The 18,150-nt window shown below is 32.3% G+C and carries 17 protein-coding genes; 16 read left to right on the forward strand and 1 reads right to left on the reverse strand.

Going from position 1 to position 18,150, the window contains the following annotated elements:
• Positions 1-40 precede the first annotated feature (40 nt).
• On the reverse strand, positions 41-790 hold the full coding sequence (locus ACWA1B_RS09110) for an RDD family protein (protein ID WP_456906120.1): 750 nt from the start codon (positions 788-790) through the stop codon (positions 41-43).
• 20 nt (positions 791-810) lie between these two features.
• Here ACWA1B_RS09110 and ACWA1B_RS09115 point away from each other — a divergent pair, with 20 nt between their 5' ends.
• The 16 genes from ACWA1B_RS09115 (at position 811) to ACWA1B_RS09190 (ending at position 18,125) form a co-directional block, all read left to right on the forward strand.
• The gene (locus tag ACWA1B_RS09115) at positions 811-1,782 is read left to right on the forward strand and encodes a stage II sporulation protein M (RefSeq protein ID WP_456906122.1); all 972 of its coding nucleotides are present in this window, start codon (positions 811-813) and stop codon (positions 1,780-1,782) included.
• A 22-nt stretch (positions 1,783-1,804) separates the two neighbouring features.
• Complete coding sequence (locus ACWA1B_RS09120) at positions 1,805-2,578, forward strand: DUF4129 domain-containing protein (protein ID WP_456906124.1); 774 nt, start codon at positions 1,805-1,807, stop codon at positions 2,576-2,578.
• The gene (locus ACWA1B_RS09125) at positions 2,571-3,776 is read left to right on the forward strand and encodes a DUF4350 domain-containing protein (RefSeq protein ID WP_456906125.1); all 1,206 of its coding nucleotides are present in this window, start codon (positions 2,571-2,573) and stop codon (positions 3,774-3,776) included. Before ACWA1B_RS09120 ends, ACWA1B_RS09125 begins: the two co-directional genes overlap by 8 nt.
• 41 nt (positions 3,777-3,817) lie before the next feature.
• The gene (locus tag ACWA1B_RS09130; RefSeq protein WP_456906126.1) at positions 3,818-4,831 is read left to right on the forward strand and encodes an AAA family ATPase; all 1,014 of its coding nucleotides are present in this window, start codon (positions 3,818-3,820) and stop codon (positions 4,829-4,831) included.
• 102 nt (positions 4,832-4,933) lie between these two features.
• Entirely contained in the window at positions 4,934-6,265 is a 1,332-nt protein-coding gene (locus ACWA1B_RS09135) for a DUF58 domain-containing protein (protein WP_456906128.1), read from the forward strand.
• 24 nt (positions 6,266-6,289) lie between these two features.
• On the forward strand, positions 6,290-6,697 hold the full coding sequence (locus ACWA1B_RS09140; RefSeq protein WP_456906130.1) for a hypothetical protein: 408 nt from the start codon (positions 6,290-6,292) through the stop codon (positions 6,695-6,697).
• Positions 6,698-6,863: 166 nt separating this feature from the next.
• Positions 6,864-7,949 (forward strand): phosphoglyceromutase, encoded by a 1,086-nt coding sequence (locus ACWA1B_RS09145; protein WP_456906132.1) that lies wholly within the window; start codon positions 6,864-6,866, stop codon positions 7,947-7,949.
• A gap of 158 nt (positions 7,950-8,107) precedes the next feature.
• A complete protein-coding gene (locus ACWA1B_RS09150) occupies positions 8,108-8,899 on the forward strand; it encodes a TrmH family RNA methyltransferase (RefSeq protein WP_456906134.1) in 792 nt (263 codons plus the stop codon).
• 17 nt (positions 8,900-8,916) lie between these two features.
• Complete coding sequence (locus tag ACWA1B_RS09155; RefSeq protein ID WP_456906136.1) at positions 8,917-10,455, forward strand: serine hydrolase; 1,539 nt, start codon at positions 8,917-8,919, stop codon at positions 10,453-10,455.
• A gap of 167 nt (positions 10,456-10,622) precedes the next feature.
• Positions 10,623-12,842 carry a RelA/SpoT family protein gene (locus ACWA1B_RS09160; RefSeq protein WP_142449723.1) on the forward strand — a complete coding sequence of 740 codons (2,220 nt, stop codon included), beginning with the start codon at positions 10,623-10,625 and terminating at the stop codon, positions 12,840-12,842.
• A 66-nt stretch (positions 12,843-12,908) separates the two neighbouring features.
• Positions 12,909-13,451 carry a hypothetical protein gene (locus tag ACWA1B_RS09165; protein ID WP_456906138.1) on the forward strand — a complete coding sequence of 181 codons (543 nt, stop codon included), beginning with the start codon at positions 12,909-12,911 and terminating at the stop codon, positions 13,449-13,451.
• A 184-nt stretch (positions 13,452-13,635) separates the two neighbouring features.
• Complete coding sequence (locus ACWA1B_RS09170) at positions 13,636-14,094, forward strand: Fur family transcriptional regulator (RefSeq protein ID WP_026981862.1); 459 nt, start codon at positions 13,636-13,638, stop codon at positions 14,092-14,094.
• A 93-nt stretch (positions 14,095-14,187) separates the two neighbouring features.
• On the forward strand, positions 14,188-15,459 hold the full coding sequence (locus ACWA1B_RS09175) for an adenylosuccinate synthase (RefSeq protein WP_456906141.1): 1,272 nt from the start codon (positions 14,188-14,190) through the stop codon (positions 15,457-15,459).
• Positions 15,460-15,515: 56 nt separating this feature from the next.
• Positions 15,516-16,097 (forward strand): NUDIX domain-containing protein, encoded by a 582-nt coding sequence (locus ACWA1B_RS09180; RefSeq protein WP_456906143.1) that lies wholly within the window; start codon positions 15,516-15,518, stop codon positions 16,095-16,097.
• 39 nt (positions 16,098-16,136) lie between these two features.
• Positions 16,137-17,111, forward strand: coding sequence for an acyltransferase family protein (locus tag ACWA1B_RS09185; protein WP_456906145.1), 975 nt, complete (start codon positions 16,137-16,139; stop codon positions 17,109-17,111).
• 129 nt (positions 17,112-17,240) lie between these two features.
• Positions 17,241-18,125, forward strand: a complete 885-nt coding sequence (locus ACWA1B_RS09190; protein ID WP_456906147.1) for a L,D-transpeptidase — start codon at positions 17,241-17,243, stop codon at positions 18,123-18,125.
• The last annotated feature ends 25 nt before the right edge of the window (positions 18,126-18,150 follow it).

Genomic DNA, 18,150 nt, shown 5'->3' on the forward strand with positions numbered 1-18,150 from the left:
GAATCTTAGCATCTTAGTGTCTTAGTACCTTTTTTAAAACCTACATATTCTGCGTATAAAAATTATAGTCTTTTAAAATAACCCTGATGAAATCGCTGTTGTTTCCGGATTGGTTTTTAATTCCGGTCACACTTTCAATTTTCGCAACTAATTTGCCTATAATTTCAAAATCATTTTTAATAACCGCTTTTTTGAAAGTTTCTTTGATAATTCGCATATCATTGTCTGATAATTTAATAACCAAAGGATAAGTTGGCACATAAGCCGTTCCGATATCTTCTAGAATCGTGTGACTTATATTGATATTGTTTTTTAAAGTAATTACGGCTGTTCCCGCTGCCATATCACCAAAACGCTGTGTTTTTTTACTTGATATTGCGGTAATCAATGCTACAAGCCCATAAATTGGTGGGATAAAAAAATCAATAATACCAAAAAACCATCGAATCAAATAATCGCCAAAACCTGCCTGGTAACCATCAATTTTGACCACTTTTATTTTAAGCAATATTTTCCCAATTGACTGTCCTTCAAAAATACTTTCTAAAGCAAGCGAGTAAAACATCAGCGGAACGGCAAAAAATAACATAATCGCTCTTTCTGACCAGCCATCTATTCCATCCATTAACACACCTATTTTTAGCCAGTAAAAAAAGATAAAATACACGATCAGTATATAGCCGATTTTGACCGACAAATCAATAAAATAAGCCCCTAACCGCTCTCCTATTGAAGCCGATATAAAATTTATTTTAACATTTTGTGTTGTAGTAATAGATAATTCTGACATATTTTATATTTTAGCCTTCAATGAGAGAAGTTGCCTTCATAAAACAAAATAAAGAAAAATGGCTGGAATTTGAGCTAGCTATTTTTGGTAAAGCTAAAAAAAATCCTGACGAATTAGCTAATCTGTACATTCAAATGATGAATGATTTGTCGTATGCACAAACGTATTATCCTAAAAGTAAAACAGTTATTTACTTAAACCATCTTGCGTCACAAATTTATCAGAAGATTTATAAAACCAAAAGAACGGAGAAAAACAGGGTTGTCGAATTTTTTGTAACAGAAGTTCCGTTACTAGTTTATGAATACAGACGCTATTTAATCTATGCCTTTATTCTATTTTTTGTGACGGTTTCGATAGGCGTTATTTCTGCAAAATATGACCCTAATTTTGTTCGTCTTATTCTTGGTGACAATTATGTAAACGAAACTTTGGAAAATATCAAAAAAGGAAACCCAATGGCCGTTTATGGATCCGGAAGTAATTGGGGAAGTTTTATTTCTATTACAATGAACAACCTTTTTGTTGGCGCAAAATGTTACTTTTTTGGGCTTTTTGCCGGAATTGGGACTTTCTATATTTGCATGTCGAACTGTATTATGTTGGGATCATTTCAATATTTCTTTTATGAACAAGGCGTTTTTTGGAAAAGCGTCAGAGGAATCTGGATTCATGGCGCGATGGAAATTTTTGGAATTGTAATTGAAACTGCGGCCGGATTTATTTTAGGTGCTTCAATATTATTTCCAAAGACTTTTTCTAGAATCAATTCTTTTAAAATTGGTTTTAAAAATAGTTTCAAAATCTATTTGAGTACTTTTCCTTTTACAATAGGCGCTGGTTTTCTGGAAGGTTTTATTACACGATATTCTATTGATATGCCAAATTGGCTCAGCAGTTTTATCATATTATTTACATTAGGAATAATTTCATTTTACTATTTGGTTTATCCTTTTATTGTCCACAAAAAAACACAACAATTCTCAGCCTAAATTGACTTAATCGGAAACCATAATGAATAAGATTTTCTTCATTTTACTTTTTCTTTTTTGCTGCAGTTTTTCAAATGCACAAGATTCTCTTGTGACCGAAGAACCGCCAAAAGCAGTTTCTATTAAATATACCGAAAAAGACATCCAGATTGATTCGGCTACAATTCCTGCAAAGACTTTTGAAAAAGATTTCAAAAAGAGATACAAAAGCGATGATTTTGTTTATGAAGTCAAACCACCTGAAAAAACATTTTGGGATGATTTTTTAGAATGGCTTGCTCGTATTTTTAGCAAAATATTCACTTTCAGCAATCAAAAAGCATCAATAGATTTTGTTGCTATTCTTTTTAAAACTTTGGCTGCAATAGTTGTAATCATTGTTATTTTCTTGATAGTAAAAGCATTAATCAACAAAGAAGGACAATGGATTTTTGGCAAAAATTCTAAAAAAAGAACTATTTATTATTCTGATGCCGAAAAAAATATTCATCTAATAGATTTCGAAAAACTGATTGCAGAAAATATTCAATCGGATCAAAAAAGAATCGCGATTCGTTATTACTATTTGTGGCTATTAAAAGTCATGGCGCAAAATCATTACATAGAATGGGATATTGAAAAAACCAATTCTGATTATTTATATGAAATTCAAAGCCCCGTTCACAAAGAGGAGTTTACATATTTATCTTATTTGTACAATTACATTTGGTACGGTGAATTTGATATAAACGAGTCTATTTTCTTAAAAGCTGAAAACCGATTTAAAAAAGCTATAAAAACCTTTAACCATGGATAAATCTATTAAAATTTATATCGGTGTTCTGGTTTTTATTTTCGGCTTGATTTTATTTGCAGGCAAGAAACAGCCAAAACCAATTGACTGGCGTCCTACTTTTTCTGTACATGACAAAATTCCGTACGGATTATATGTTTTTGACAAAGAAATCAAAGGGCTTTTGAAAGGACAAAAAATCGAAAGAATTACAACTGTAACGCCTTACGAATATTTAGATTCTAAATACAATCCAGATACTTTAGTTGAAGATTACAGAATAAAAGGCACATTCCTGAATATTGCTGCAAATGGCGATATTGACGAACAATCTGTAAAAGAACTTTTTTATTTTGTTTCGCGCGGGAATAATGCATTTTTGAGTATGCGAAGCTTTCCTCAAATTCTATTAGACAGTTTAAAACTTGATGTTCAGAACGATTTAAAAAGATTTCACAACACTTCGATTTGGATGGCAAATAAAAAAGTAAGTGCCAAAAAATACATTTTTACGCAGTCTGTTGAGGATTATTTTTCCAAAATCGATACGGCAAATACTACCGTTTTAGGTTATCAAAGTTCAGCAAAAAATGAAAAGCATATTAATTTCATAAAAGTGCAATATCACAGCGGTTATTTTTATCTGCATACACAACCGGCCGCTTTTACGAATTATCATTTGCTGAAAGGAAATCATTATCAATATGCGGAAAATGCATTGTCGCAAATTCCTAAAGGGGATATTTTTTGGTACACAAAAGGACAAAATAATGAGTCGGTCTCAGGTTCTCCTCTGCGCTATATTTTTAGCCAGCCTGGATTAAAATGGGCTTATTTGATGAGTATATTTGGAATTTTGATTTTCATAATTTTTAATGCCAAACGAAAACAGCGAATTGTACCAATTGTAAAACCACTAGCCAATTTAACAGTCGATTTTACCAAAACAATTGGAAATTTATATTATCAAGAAGGCGATCACACGAATATTATTGACAAGAAAATTATCTTTTTCCTTGAAAGGATGCGAACCGAATATTTGCTTGATACCACAAAACTGGATGATGATTTTATTAAAAAACTGCAACTTAAAACAGGAAAAAATATTACTGATATCCAAGAGCTTGTCTTTTTAATCAACGAACATCGAAAGAGTTATCACGGAAGTCTTGAAGAAGATTTAATCCGAATCAATAATGCAATTGAAAAAGTTATACATTAGTATTTTTAACCGAAATTCACCAAAAGAAAACATACCAAAACATGGACGAAAATAGCATCACAGAAAACGAAATCACAAATGAAAATGTAAATTTCGAAACCAGACTAAATTTAACGCCACTTTTAAAACACGTTAATGCCATCAAAAAAGAAATCGAAACTGTAATTGTTGGACAGCACAAAATGGTTGATCAGCTTTTAGTTGCTATTTTGTCGAATGGACATGTTTTATTAGAAGGTGTTCCGGGAGTTGCGAAAACAATTACGGCAAAACTTCTGGCAAAAACCGTTAATATTGATTTTAGCCGAATCCAATTCACGCCAGATTTAATGCCTTCGGATATTTTAGGAACTTCAATTTTTAATTTAAAAAGTTCTGAATTTGAATTTAAAAAAGGACCTATTTTTTCTAATTTGATTTTAATTGACGAAATCAACCGTGCGCCGGCAAAAACACAGGCTGCGCTTTTCGAAGTTATGGAAGAACGCCAGATTACAATTGACGGTTCTGGTTATCAGCTTGACACTCCTTTTTTAGTAATTGCAACTCAAAACCCAATTGAGCAGGAAGGAACATACCGTTTGCCAGAAGCACAATTAGACCGATTTTTATTCAAAATTGCTGTTGATTATCCAAAATTAAACGAAGAAATCCTGATTATTCAACGTGAACATTTATTACAGGATCATGGAAAATTGGAAGCCATTAAAGCCGTACTTTCTGCTTTAGAAATAAAAGAATATCAGGCGTTAATAAAACAAATTAGAGTAGAACAAAATCTATTGGAGTACATTGCACGAATCGTAGTGAATACTAGAGAAAATGCCTTTTTGTATTTAGGAGCTTCACCACGTGCTTCGATTGCGATTTTGAACGCTGCAAAAGGTTTTGCTGCCATCCGCGGACGCGATTTTGTTACTCCTGAGGATATTAAAGAAGCTGCAATTCCGGTTTTACAACACCGTGTAATTGTTGCGCCAGAAAGAGAAATGGAAGGAATTACAAGTTCAGAAATTATCAAACAAATTATCGAAACAGTCGAGATTCCAAGATAAGTATTCAGTTTTCAGTCACAGTCACAGTTCAAAACTGAAAACCATGACTGAAAACCATGACTGAAAACTGTGACTGAAAACTGTGACTGAAAACTAAAAAAAATGAAGTTTATAAAAAGTTTATATCTCAACAACTTCTTTTTCTACGTGCTTGCTGGCATTGTAGGACTATTTGTTTGTGCTTTTATTTTTCCGAATATTTACGATGCGGTTTGGTTTGGCGTTTTGATTTTGATTACTTTTTTGGGTTTAGATATTTTGCTTTTATACCTGACCAAAACTGGATTTGAAGCAAACCGAATTACTCCCGAGAAATTATCAAATGGAGATTTAAATCCTATAAATCTTGTGCTGAAAAATCATTATACCTTTTCGGTTTCGGTAAAAATAATTGATGAAATTCCGTTTCAGTTTCAGGTTCGTGATTTCAAAATTATTAAAGCTTTAAAAGCTTCAGAACAAAAAGAAATCGGTTATGATTTACGTCCAACCGAACGTGGGGAATATTATTTTGGCTATTTAAATATTTATGTTTCTTCGCCTTTGCGATTAATTTCGCGAAGATTTATATTTAATAACGATCAAATGGTGCCAACGTATCCTTCTTATATTCAATTAAGAAAATACGATTTATTGGCGTTTTCGAATAATTTATTTCAATACGGAATCAAGAAAATCCGCAGAATTGGTCATACAATGGAGTTTGAGCAAATTAAAGAATATGTTCAGGGCGATGATTTAAGAACTATAAACTGGAAAGCGACAGCAAAGAAAAACGCTTTGATGGTCAATCAGTTTCAGGATGAAAAATCGCAATCGGTTTATATGGCAATTGATAAAGGTCGCGTGATGCAAATGCCTTTTGACGGATTAAGTTTGCTGGATTATGCCATCAATTCAACCTTGGTTTTGTCGAACGTGATTCTGAAAAAACAGGATAAAGCCGGACTTTTTTCTTTTTCTAAAAAAGTAGAAAATCGCGTTTTTGCAGAAAAAAGAGGATCGCAAATGCAAAAAATCCTTGAAACTTTATACAACATCAAAACCGATTTTTTCGAAAGTGATTATAGTCGTTTGTATGTTGATATCAAGAAAAATATAAATCAAAGAAGTTTAATCATTCTCTATACAAACTTTGAAACGATGGATGGTTTAAATCGTCAATTACCTTATTTAAAAGGAATTGCAAAAAACCATTTGTTAGTTGTTGTTTTCTTTCAGAATACAGAATTGAATTCGATCATCAACAAAAAAACAGATACCATTCAGGAAGTTTATGACAAAGTAATTGCTGAAAAATTCATGTTCGAAAAACGATTAATCGCAAATGAACTTAAAAAGTACGGAATTCATTCGGTTTTAACGCAGCCTGAAAATCTTACTTTGGATGCTATTAATAAGTATTTGGAAATTAAAGCGAGAGGGATTTTGTAAATTTTTAATATTAAAAAATCTAAAATGGATTATGAATTTCTTTCAAAAATTGGATTAGTTACAGGTTTGTTTTTTTTTGTAAATTACTTCTATAAAAATACAAATTGGCACTCTTCAACTAAAAATGAAAAGAGGAATTTACAATACTATATTAAATATCTTTTGATATTATTTTTTGGTTTAGCTCTTTTTTGTAGCTCATTAATATTATCCATGATCTTTTTAAAAGAAGCAATCAATTATTTTGAGAAAGTAAGCTATTGGGAACAAATAGGTCTTTCACTTGGATTAATTGTTCTCTATTTTTATTGTCTTATATTAAAAGATGAAAAAAAAATAAAAGCTGACAAACAACAGTTAACAATTGAAAAACAGCAACATGAAATTCTTCAATTAGAAAAAAAAATTAAAACTTTAGAAATTAAAAAGTAAATATCACAACATAAAATTAAAATTTTATATCTCTTTATTTTTATCTAACTCTACCTTCTATTAATTTATAGTTACATTACGTTATCCTGTAAAATTTGTTTCATTAAATTAATTAGTTTTGAAATAAAATTTACACCTAATCAATGTAATTTCAAACTAATAAAAAATGAAAAAAGCAATCTTAATTCTGTTCATTATAGTAAGCTGTAAATCTTTTGCACAAAAAACAGAAAACATTATCATAATTACTACTGACGGATTTAGATGGCAGGAAGTTTTCAAAGGATTAGATCCGGCGATTGCCAATGACAAAAAATTCAATCAGGGAGACAGCGCTTACATTTATAAAAAATATGGAAGTGCCGAAATCAAAGAAGCACGCAAAAAACTAATGCCTTTTTTCTGGTCTGAAATTGCTTCCAAAGGGCAAATTTATGGCAATCGAGATCTAGGAAATAAAGTCGATGTTGCCAATCCGTATTGGTTTAGTTATCCAGGTTATAGTGAAATTATGACTGGAAATGTAGATATTAAAGTCAACTCAAACGGTTATAAAGCAAATCCAAATGTGAATGTTTTGGAATTTTTAAACAAACAATCCAAACTTAAAGGAAAAGTTGCCGCATTTGGTGCCTGGGATGCTTTTGACCGAATTTTAAACGAAGAAAGAAGTGGGTTTCCGGTAATTTCGGCATTTGATAAAGTGGGCGGAAGTAAGCCAACTTCATCTCAAAAATTATTAAACGAAATGCGCGACAACTCGTATAAGCCATTTCACGAAGATGAATGTCTGGATGTTTTCACACATTATCAGGCAATGGATGAACTTAAAACGAAAAAACCAAAAGTACTTTATATTGCCTACGGAGAAACAGATGAATGGGCACATCATGCTGAATATCGTTCGTATCTTGATGCCGCAAACCAAGTTGATAAATGGATTCAGGAAATCTGGAATTTTGTGCAAAACGATCCTCAATACAAAAATAAAACTACTTTATTTATCACAGTTGATCACGGTCGAGGCGATAAAATAAAAAAACAGTGGACAGATCACGGTTCTGATGTCGAAGGTGCATCGCAAATTTGGTTCGCAACAATAGGACCAGATATTGCTCCAAAAGGCGAAATCAAAACCGAATCACAGCTGTATCAAAAGCAATTTGCGCAAACATTAGCAAAATTGATGGGATATGATTTCAAAACGGATCATCCTGTTAATGAAGAGGTAAAAGAAGTTTTTGAGAAATAGTTCTTTTTTTAGCCACGACCCGAATAGGCGAAGCAATTCACGAATTATAAAATCAATTCGTGAATTCGTGGCAGAAAAACCTTTGCTGTTCTGAAGCTTTGGAACTTTAAAAAAAATCTCAGTACCTTAGCGCCTTAGAATCTAAGTCGCTCAAAAAAATGAAACAAATCACTTCAGTTCAAAATCCGTTTATAAAATCGCTTGTTTTGCTTCAGGAAAAATCCAAAGCTAGAAAACAAACCGGCACATTTTTGATTGAAGGATTACGCGAAATTTCATTAGCCATAAAAGGCGATTACGAAATTGAAATGGTTTTATTTTTACCTGAATTGGTTTCTGAAACAGAAATAAATAAACTGATTTCTCCTCCGTTTCAACTAATCGAAATCAATAAAGAAGTTTATCAAAAACTGGCTTATCGCGATACAACCGAAGGTATTTTGGCTGTAGCCAAAACCAAATCCCTAAAATTATCTGATTTAAAATTATCTGATAATCCATTGATTTTAGTTGTTGAATCTTTGGAAAAACCAGGAAATATAGGTGCTGTATTGCGAACTGCTGATGCAGCTAATTTAGATGCCGTTTTAATCGCCAATCCAAAAAGTGATTTATACAACCCGAATATTGTGCGTTCCAGCGTTGGGTGTCTTTTCACCAATCAAATTGCAACCGGAACATCAGAAGAAATCATTGCATTTTTAAAGGAAAAAGAGATCAATTTCTATAGCGCAACTTTACAAAATTCGACTTTCTACCATACTCAAAATTTCACCACACCAACCGCTTTGGTTGTTGGAACAGAAGCAACAGGCTTGACCCAGATATGGCGTGACGCCGCAACACAAAATATCATCATCCCGATGCAGGGAGAAATTGACAGCATGAATGTTTCTGTAGCAGCTGCAATTTTGATTTTTGAAGCCAAACGCCAAAGAGAATTTAAATAATCTTAAACTACCAAGTTATGAAGTATAAATTATCGTTTTTAGCACTTGTATTCAGTTTCACAACTTTCGCACAAATTACCAATCAGGAAGTTGACAATTTAGTAGAACGAACGATGAAAGCATTTGACGTTCCCGGAATTTCAGTTGCTATTGTAAAAGATGGAAAAGTAGTTCTGGCTAAAGGATATGGCGTAAAATCGATCGTAACGCAACAAAAAGTAGATGCTAATACACTTTTCGGAATTGCATCAAACAGTAAGGCATTTACCAGTGCCGCATTGGCAATGTTGGTAGATGAAGGCAAAATAAAATGGGATGATAAAGTGATAAAATATCTTCCTGATTTTAAAATGAATGACGATTATGTAACAAATGAATTCACGATTCGTGACTTATTAACTCATAGAAGCGGACTTGGTCTTGGTGCCGGAGATTTGATGATCTGGCCAGACGGCAGTGATTTTACAGCAAAAGATATCGTGCATAATTTACGTTACTTGAAGCCTGTTTCGAGCTTTAGAACCAAATATGATTATGATAATTTGATGTACATTATTGCTGGCGAAATTGTTCATGTTGTAAGCGGAAAAACCTGGGCAGATTTTGTCGAAGAACGCATCATGAAGCCTTTGGAAATGAATAACAGTGTGGCTTCAATAAAACGTTTAAAGGATACTTCAAATGTAATTACACCACACGTCCCAATTGATAGAAAACTAAAAACTATAAAACGTTACGAAAACCAGCTTTTTGATGGCGCGGCCGGAATTTACTCAAGTGTAAATGATTTAAGTAAATGGGCTATTTTACAAATTAACAACGGAAAATATGGCGATAATAAACAATTATTTTCTGAAAAAGAGCATGATGAAATGTGGCAACTACAAACCATTATTCCTGCTAAAACCAGACCACCATACAATACTCATTTTTCAGGTTACGGATTAGGCTGGTTTTTAAGCGATGTAAAAGGATACAAACAAGCATCTCACACAGGAGGTTTAGAAGGAAATGTGACGCAGACAACCTTGATTCCAGAAATTGGTTTGGGAATTATTGTTTTAACGAATCAGCAGTCTGGAGCTGCTTTTAATGCGATTACAAATACGATAAAAGACAGTTATTTAGGCATAAAATCTGATGATTATGTGACTGTTTACAGTAACAGAATGAAGGCCAATGAAGAAAAGGCAGATAAAGTTACAGACGAAGTTTGGGCAGTTGTTGCTAAGAATAAAAAAGATAAAATAAAAACTGATTTTTCTAAAATTGTTGGGACTTATAAAGACAATTGGTTTGGAGAAATCACGATTACAGAGAAAAAAGGAAAATTATATTTTGCCTCTAAACGCTCTCCGCAATTGGCAGGCGAAGTTTCTTTTTATAAAGATGGAAATTATGTTGTAAAATGGAACAACGCTTTTTTCCATGCCGATGCTCATTTACTCTTCAAATATGATGAAAGCGGAAAAGTTACTAATCTAAAAATGCTTCCAATCTCTGAACTGACTGATTTTAGCTATGATTTTCAGGACTTGGATTTTTCTAAAGAGTGATTTTTGTTTCAGGTTTCAGGTTTCAGGTTAAAAAATGAGACTTAAAACGATCGTTAAAAACTTGAAACCTGAAACCTGAAACAAAATAGTTCCTTTCTAAAATCAACAATTTAAAGCCTTGCGTATATTCAAACTAATGCGTATTTTTAGTACTTGAATATGCCGTTATGATAGAAATAGATATTGAGAAAGAAAACAAAGCGATTGCGCAGGAATACAAGGAATTACTTCGAATAAGTTATCAGACTTTAACCCCAGCCGATAAAAAACTAATTCGGAAAGCTTTTGACGTTGCTGTTGATGCTCATAAAGAACAAAGACGCAAATCAGGAGAAGCGTATATCTTTCATCCTATTGCAGTTGCAAAAATTGTTGCCTCAGAAATTGGTCTGGGAGCGACCTCTATTGCCGCGGCTTTATTGCACGATGTTGTCGAAGACACACCCATGACAGTACAGGAAATTGAGCGATTATTTAACCCAAAAGTAGCTCAATTAGTGGAAGGTTTAACTAAAATTTCTTTGGTCCAAAAGGATTTAAATGCTTCAATGCAAGCCGAGAATTTTAGAAAAATGATCCTGACCCTGAACGATGATGTGCGTGTCATTTTGATAAAACTGGCTGACAGACTTCATAATATGCAAACCATGGATTCGATGGCTGAATATAAACAAACGAAAATTGCTTCGGAAACGCTTTATATTTATGCGCCCCTTGCCCATCGTTTAGGACTTTACAATATCAAAACAAAACTAGAAGATTTAGGATTAAAATATACTGAACCAGCTATTTACAATGACATTGTAAGCAAAATCAGAGAAACAAAAGAGGAACAGGATGCCTACATTAAAGATATTTCAGATGTTTTGAAAAAATCGCTGGATGTTGAAAATATTGACTATATCATAAAAGGCCGTCCAAAATCTATTTATTCGATTCGCAGAAAAATGCGTGCTCAAAATGTGAGTTTTGACGAAGTATATGACAAATTCGCACTTCGAATTGTCTATAAATCAGACCCTCACGACGAGAAATTTATCGCCTGGAAAATTTATTCGATTGTAACAGATCATTACAGACCAAGTCCGAGCCGTTTGCGTGACTGGATTTCATCGCCAAAATCAACTGGTTATGAAGCACTTCACATTACCGTGATGGGGCCAAAAGGACGCTGGGTCGAGGTTCAGGTTCGAAGCGAGCGAATGGATGAAATTGCTGAAAAAGGTTATGCAGCTCATTACAAATATAAAAATGGCGCTACGGAAGAAAGCGGATTGGACACTTGGCTGAATTTACTTCGCGAAGCATTGGAAAATCCTGAAACTAACGCAGTAGATTTTGTTGAGGATTTCAAAATGAATTTATATTCAAAAGAAATCTTTGTCTTTACACCAAAAGGAGAAATAAAATCGCTTCCGAAAGGCGCAACTTCATTAGATTTTGCATTTAGCATTCACTCTGAAATTGGAATTAAAACAAGAGGAACGCGCGTCAATGGGCGTTTGGTTCCATTAAACCACGAATTAAAAAGTGGTGATCAGGTTGAAGTAATTACATCGGCAAGTCAAAAACCAACTGTAAACTGGCTTGAATATGTAACGACTTCGCGTGCCAAAAACAAAATCAAAAACGTTCTTAACGAGAACACGAAAAAAATTGGTGAAGAAGGAAAAGAACTTCTTACCCGAAAATTAAAACATTTAAAAGTCACACTAAACGAACAAGTTACAAACGAGTTAGTTAACTTTTTCAAATTAAAAACAAGCTTAGATTTATTTTACAGAGTTGGAATTGGAGCCATCGAAAATCAGCAATTAAAAGATTATGCGGCTCAGAAAAGCAATTCATTTATCAATTTCTTCAAAAATAAAATCAAAAGAAATAAAGATACTGCAGACGAGGATATTCACAAACCTGTTATCAGCAGTAATTATGATATGCTGGTTTTTGGAACAGAGCATGACAAGTTGGATTATAAACTTTCGCAATGTTGTAACCCAATTCCCGGAGATGACGTTTTTGGTTTTGTTACCATTAACGAAGGAATAAAAGTGCATAAAAAAGATTGTCCAAACGCTATTGGAATGCAGTCTAATTATGCATACCGAATCATGAGCGCCAAATGGATTGACTCTTCTCAGGAAGAATTCAAAGCCATTATCAATATTACCGGAATGGACGTTTTAGGACTTACAAATCAATTAACAAAAGTAATTTCCAACAATATGAACGTGAATATTCAAAGCATTTCGTTAAGTACCGATGCTGGAATTTTTCACGGACAGGTTGCGGTAATTGTTAAAAACAATACCATTTTGAAAAAAATGATCAGTGCTATCAAAAAAATAGACGGAGTTGATAAAGTAACAAGAGAATATCGAACTTAAATAAGTCAAAAGTTTAAAGTCTTAAAGTCAAAAGAATACCATCCTTTGACTATTTAAATATTTTTTATGGAAAATGAAAACCTAGAAATTCCCGAAATACATTTTGATGAAAATGGTGAACTTATTATTATCGCTTCTGAATCCTCTTCAAAAGATGATTTTGATTTTTTTCAGGGAAAGTCTTTCATTCGAAATAAAAAATTAAAACAAAGATTTGCAAATTGTACCGAATGGATCGAATTTCCCTCGACTCAGGAAATGTATAAAATCCTGAATGGAATTGGAAATATCGATAATTTCCTGGCCACTTTTGACGGTGAACCTTTTGAAGGAATGACAGTTCGATTATTTAATCCAAAAACCAGATTATGGAGCATTTATTGGTCCGATTCAAATACTGGCGTTTTAGACAAACCTGTTGTGGGTTCATTCGAAAATAATATTGGTCATTTTTTTTCGAAAGATATTTATGAAGGAAAAAATGTGATTCAGGTTTTTCGCTGGGATGCCAGAGATAAAGACAATCCAATCTGGAGTCAGGCAATGTCTGATGATAACGGAAAAACTTGGGAATGGAACTGGTACATGTACATGACAAAAAACAAATAGAAATTTGTTAATTTTATTGCAATTAAAAATATTTATGTTAATTAAGCTTTTTTAGATTCTCCAAAACATACAACTGCTAAACCCTGTAATTATTACGTTTTTACTGCTTTGATATGATTTTGAACGTTAAACTTTAAAGCTTAAACTTTTATTGATTAAAAATAAAAAATTATCTTTGCCGGATATGACACTCATTTCAACTGACAACACTAAGAATCAAGAAATTGTAAAAAATGTTTTTACAATGTATCTTGAACAAAAAGGGCATCGCAAAACTCCTGAGCGTTATGCTATACTACAGGAAATTTACGATAGCGAAGAGCATTTTGATATTGAAAATTTATATATCAAAATGAAAAACAAAAACTATCGTGTGAGTAGAGCTACGCTATACAACACGATCGAGTTATTGTTAGACTGCGCTTTGGTTAGAAAACATCAATTTGGACAAAATCAGGCCTACTACGAAAAATCGTATTTTGACAAACAGCATGATCACATTATCATGACTGATTCTGGAGAAGTTATTGAATTTTGCGATCCAAGAATTCAGACCATCAAAAAAACAATCGAAGAAATATTTGATATCGAAATTACGAATCATTCATTGTATTTCTACGGAAACAAAAAGCAAAAACAATAATCCAGAAAGGAATTATTAAAAAAATAAAAAAAGAAAATTAACTACATTAATCAGTAGGACAATTCGGTTTGTCCCAACGCAAATTAAAACAGAATGACGGTAGATTTATTACTAGGATTACAATGGGGAGATGAAGGTAAAGGAAAAATTGTTGACGTACTTACCTCAAATTATGATATTATTGCACGTTTTCAAGGAGGACCAAATGCAGGACATACATTAGAATTTGATGGAATTAAACACGTACTTAGAACTATTCCTTCTGGAATTTTTCATAAAAATTCAGTAAATATCATCGGAAATGGAGTTGTAATTGATCCTGTAGTTTTTCAAAAAGAAATCGAAGGTTTAGAAAAATTCAATTTTGATATTAAAAGCAAATTAATCATTTCCAGAAAAGCACACTTAATTTTACCAACACACCGTTTACTTGACGCAGCTTCTGAAGCTTCAAAAGGAAAAGCAAAAATTGGTTCTACTCTAAAAGGAATTGGACCAACTTACATGGACAAAACGGGTAGAAATGGTTTACGTGTTGGAGATATTGAATTAGAAGATTTTAAAGAACGTTACAGAGCATTGGCTGACAAGCACGAAGCTATGATTGCTTTTTATGATGTTAACATTCAATACAATTTAACAGAATTAGAAAAAGAATTCTTCGAAGCTATTGAAGAATTAAAAAAATTAGATTTCATTGACAGTGAAGAATACATGCACCAAGCTCAAAAAGCGGGTAAATCTATTCTTTGCGAAGGTGCTCAGGGATCTTTATTAGATGTTGATTTCGGAACTTATCCTTTCGTAACTTCGTCAAACACTACTGCAGCAGGAGCTTGTACAGGTTTAGGAATTGCTCCTAACAAAATCAAAGAAGTTTACGGAATTTTCAAAGCTTACGTTACTCGTGTTGGTAGCGGACCTTTCCCAACTGAACTTTTTGACGAAGTTGGTGCTACAATGGCAAGAGTTGGAAACGAATTTGGATCGGTAACAGGAAGACAAAGACGTTGCGGATGGTTAGATCTTGTAGCTTTAAAATATGCTGTACAAGTTAACGGAGTTACTCAGTTAATGATGATGAAAGGTGATGTACTTTCTGGTTTTGAAACTTTAAAAGTTTGTACGGAATACAACTATAAAGGACAAAACATTTCTCACTTCCCATACAACATTGAACCAGAAAACGTTACTCCGGTTTACAAAGAATTCAAAGGATGGAAACAAGACTTAACTGGATTAACAACTTACGATCAATTGCCAATTGAGCTAAAAGAATATATCGAGTTTATTGAGAAAGAAATCGAAGTGCCAATCAAAATTGTATCGGTTGGACCAGATAGAAAGCAAACAATAACAAAATAATACATTTTAAACGCTCTGATTTTCAGAGCGTTTTTTTATATAAATTTATTCGCCTTATGAAAAATCCAGAAATCAAAATTACAGAAACTTCTTTGCTATCAGACAATTGGTATATTTTAAACAAAGTCACATTCAGCTATCAAAAAGAAAACGAAGCTCCACAAACACATACGCGTGAAGTATATGATCGAGGGAATGGAGCTGGAATTTTACTTTATAATTCAACAAAAAAAACAGTTATTTTAACACGCCAATTTCGTCTGCCGAGTTTTCTAAACGGAAATAAAACTGGAATGATGATTGAGGTTTGTGCTGGACTTTTAGATAAAGACAATCCCGAAACTGCAATCATTCGCGAAACTGAAGAAGAAACCGGTTATCGTATTTCTAAAGTTCAAAAAGTTTTTGAAACCTATATGTCGCCAGGTGCCGTAACTGAAATTTTATATCTTTTTGTTGGCGAATATGACGAGAGCATGAAAGTAAGCGAAGGCGGCGGACTTGATACTGAACAGGAAAATATTGAAGTTTTAGAATTTACTTTTGATCAGGCATATGCTATGATTGAATCGCGAGAAATTACAGATGCCAAAACAATTATGTTGTTGCAACATGCTAAGATTAAAGGATTGATTTAGATTTGTATCCTTTAATTAAGCTCACCAAAACTTATTCCAGTGGGAGAAAAAAATACAAGATTTAAGAATATTGATTTATTAAAAGGCATACTAATTATATTAGTAATGGCGGGCCATATAATTCAGGGAGGATTAAGTGAATCAATTTGGCGAACTCTAATCTATAGTTTTCATATGCCACTATTTATTGGAATATCTGGATATCTCCTAAATATTAATACAATTTCACAATTAAGTATTAACGATCTCTTTAAAAAATACTTTTTAAGAATAATATTACCATGGATTATTGCGGTGATATCTTATTATATAATATCGTGCATTTTAGGAACTGATTTACTTTCTATTACAAAATTTAAAAATTTTATTCTTCCACCATTCTATCATTTATGGTTTATTCCTGGTTTTTTAAGCTGGATACTATTAACATGGTTTTTAAAAAAACTTTTCAAAAATTATAATATTATATTGATTTTGGGAATTTTGATATCAATAATCTTCATGACTTTATATCAATATCCTTTAATCTATATACATATTTCTTTTTTTAATAAAATATTTTCAATTCTCATACCAACCTTCAGACCTTATTTTTATGTATTTTTTCTTATTGGAAATATTTATAGAAATAAAACCCTAAGAAAACCAAGGTTAATTGAAATTATACTACCATTTATTTTTCTAGGCATAGTTGTTTATTTATTTTTTAATAATATTTTGATATTATCAATTCTAAATTTCTTTTTATTGAATTTTTTTATTTTGAATCTTTGCTTAAAACTCGCTATAAAAGATTCTTTATTTGAATCTAAATCCATTCAATGGCTAGGAATAAACTCCCTAGGTCTCTATCTATGGCATGTTTTACCAATCTTAATTTCTACATATTTAATAGGAACAAAATTTTTAATGAAATTTTACATATTAACAATTATTCTTGAAGTTCTATTTATAATTTTATATAAAATATTAGTCAAGGTCAATTTTTTCAAAAAGTATATATTCGGAATGTAATGATTTTAAAATTATATACATATTTTAAATCTATAAAAGTAAAATGTAAATCCCGAAACCAATTCAAATAATTATGTAAAGCGATATCACTGTTTGATTTGTAACTTTATTTTCATAAAAATAAGACCTATGAAAAAGTTATATTATTCAGCAAATGCCCTACTTATATTGATGTTGGTTTTGTTAGGTTCTTGCAAAAAAAGCGAAACTGTAAACCTAACAGAGAATAAAAAAGCAGTAAAGAAAATAGAATATAAGAAACCAGAATCATCTGTTTCATATCAAATTCAAAATACAAAAGAATGGCTAAAATTAAATGAAGCTGACAGTAGTAAAATGGATATTGTTTACGCTTTAAACCGAACTGACAAAACGAATTTCAAAAAACTGGATTCTGTTGTAATTCCAGCAGATTTTAGTGGTGATTTGGTTTACTATCTTCCGTTTCCACTACATGTTTCAGCTTTAGAAGAGGTTTCGAAAATTATTCTTTTTTCTTATCCGACTCAAACTTTTGCTGCTTATGAAAACGGCGAATTGGTTTATACCGGCCCAACCAATATGGGAAGAAAAAAAGATCCAACTCCAACCGGATTGTTTTTTACGAATTGGAAAGCAGAAAAAACAACAAGTACTTTTAATGACGAATGGGACTTGAAATGGAACTTTAATATTGAAAATAAACTCGGAGTAGGTTTTCACCAATATGAATTACCGGGTTATCCGGCTTCACATTCTTGCTTAAGATTATTAGAAAAAGATGCTAGATATCTTTACAAATTTGCAGATGAATGGATTTTGAAAGACGAAGAAAATGTAAAAGTCAAAGGAACGCCCGTTATCGTTTTTGGAAATTATAATTTTGATGGACCGAAACCGTGGTTGCAATTAGCCTCTGATCCAAAAGCCTTGGATATTTCAGAATCAGAAATTGAAAGTCAAGTAAAACCGTTTTTACCTCAAATATTAGAAAATCAAAAACTTAGAGAAGCTGAACCTAAAAATACATTGTAAATCTTATCATATAAAAGCTAACACG

The organism is Flavobacterium xizangense (assembly GCF_054075145.1).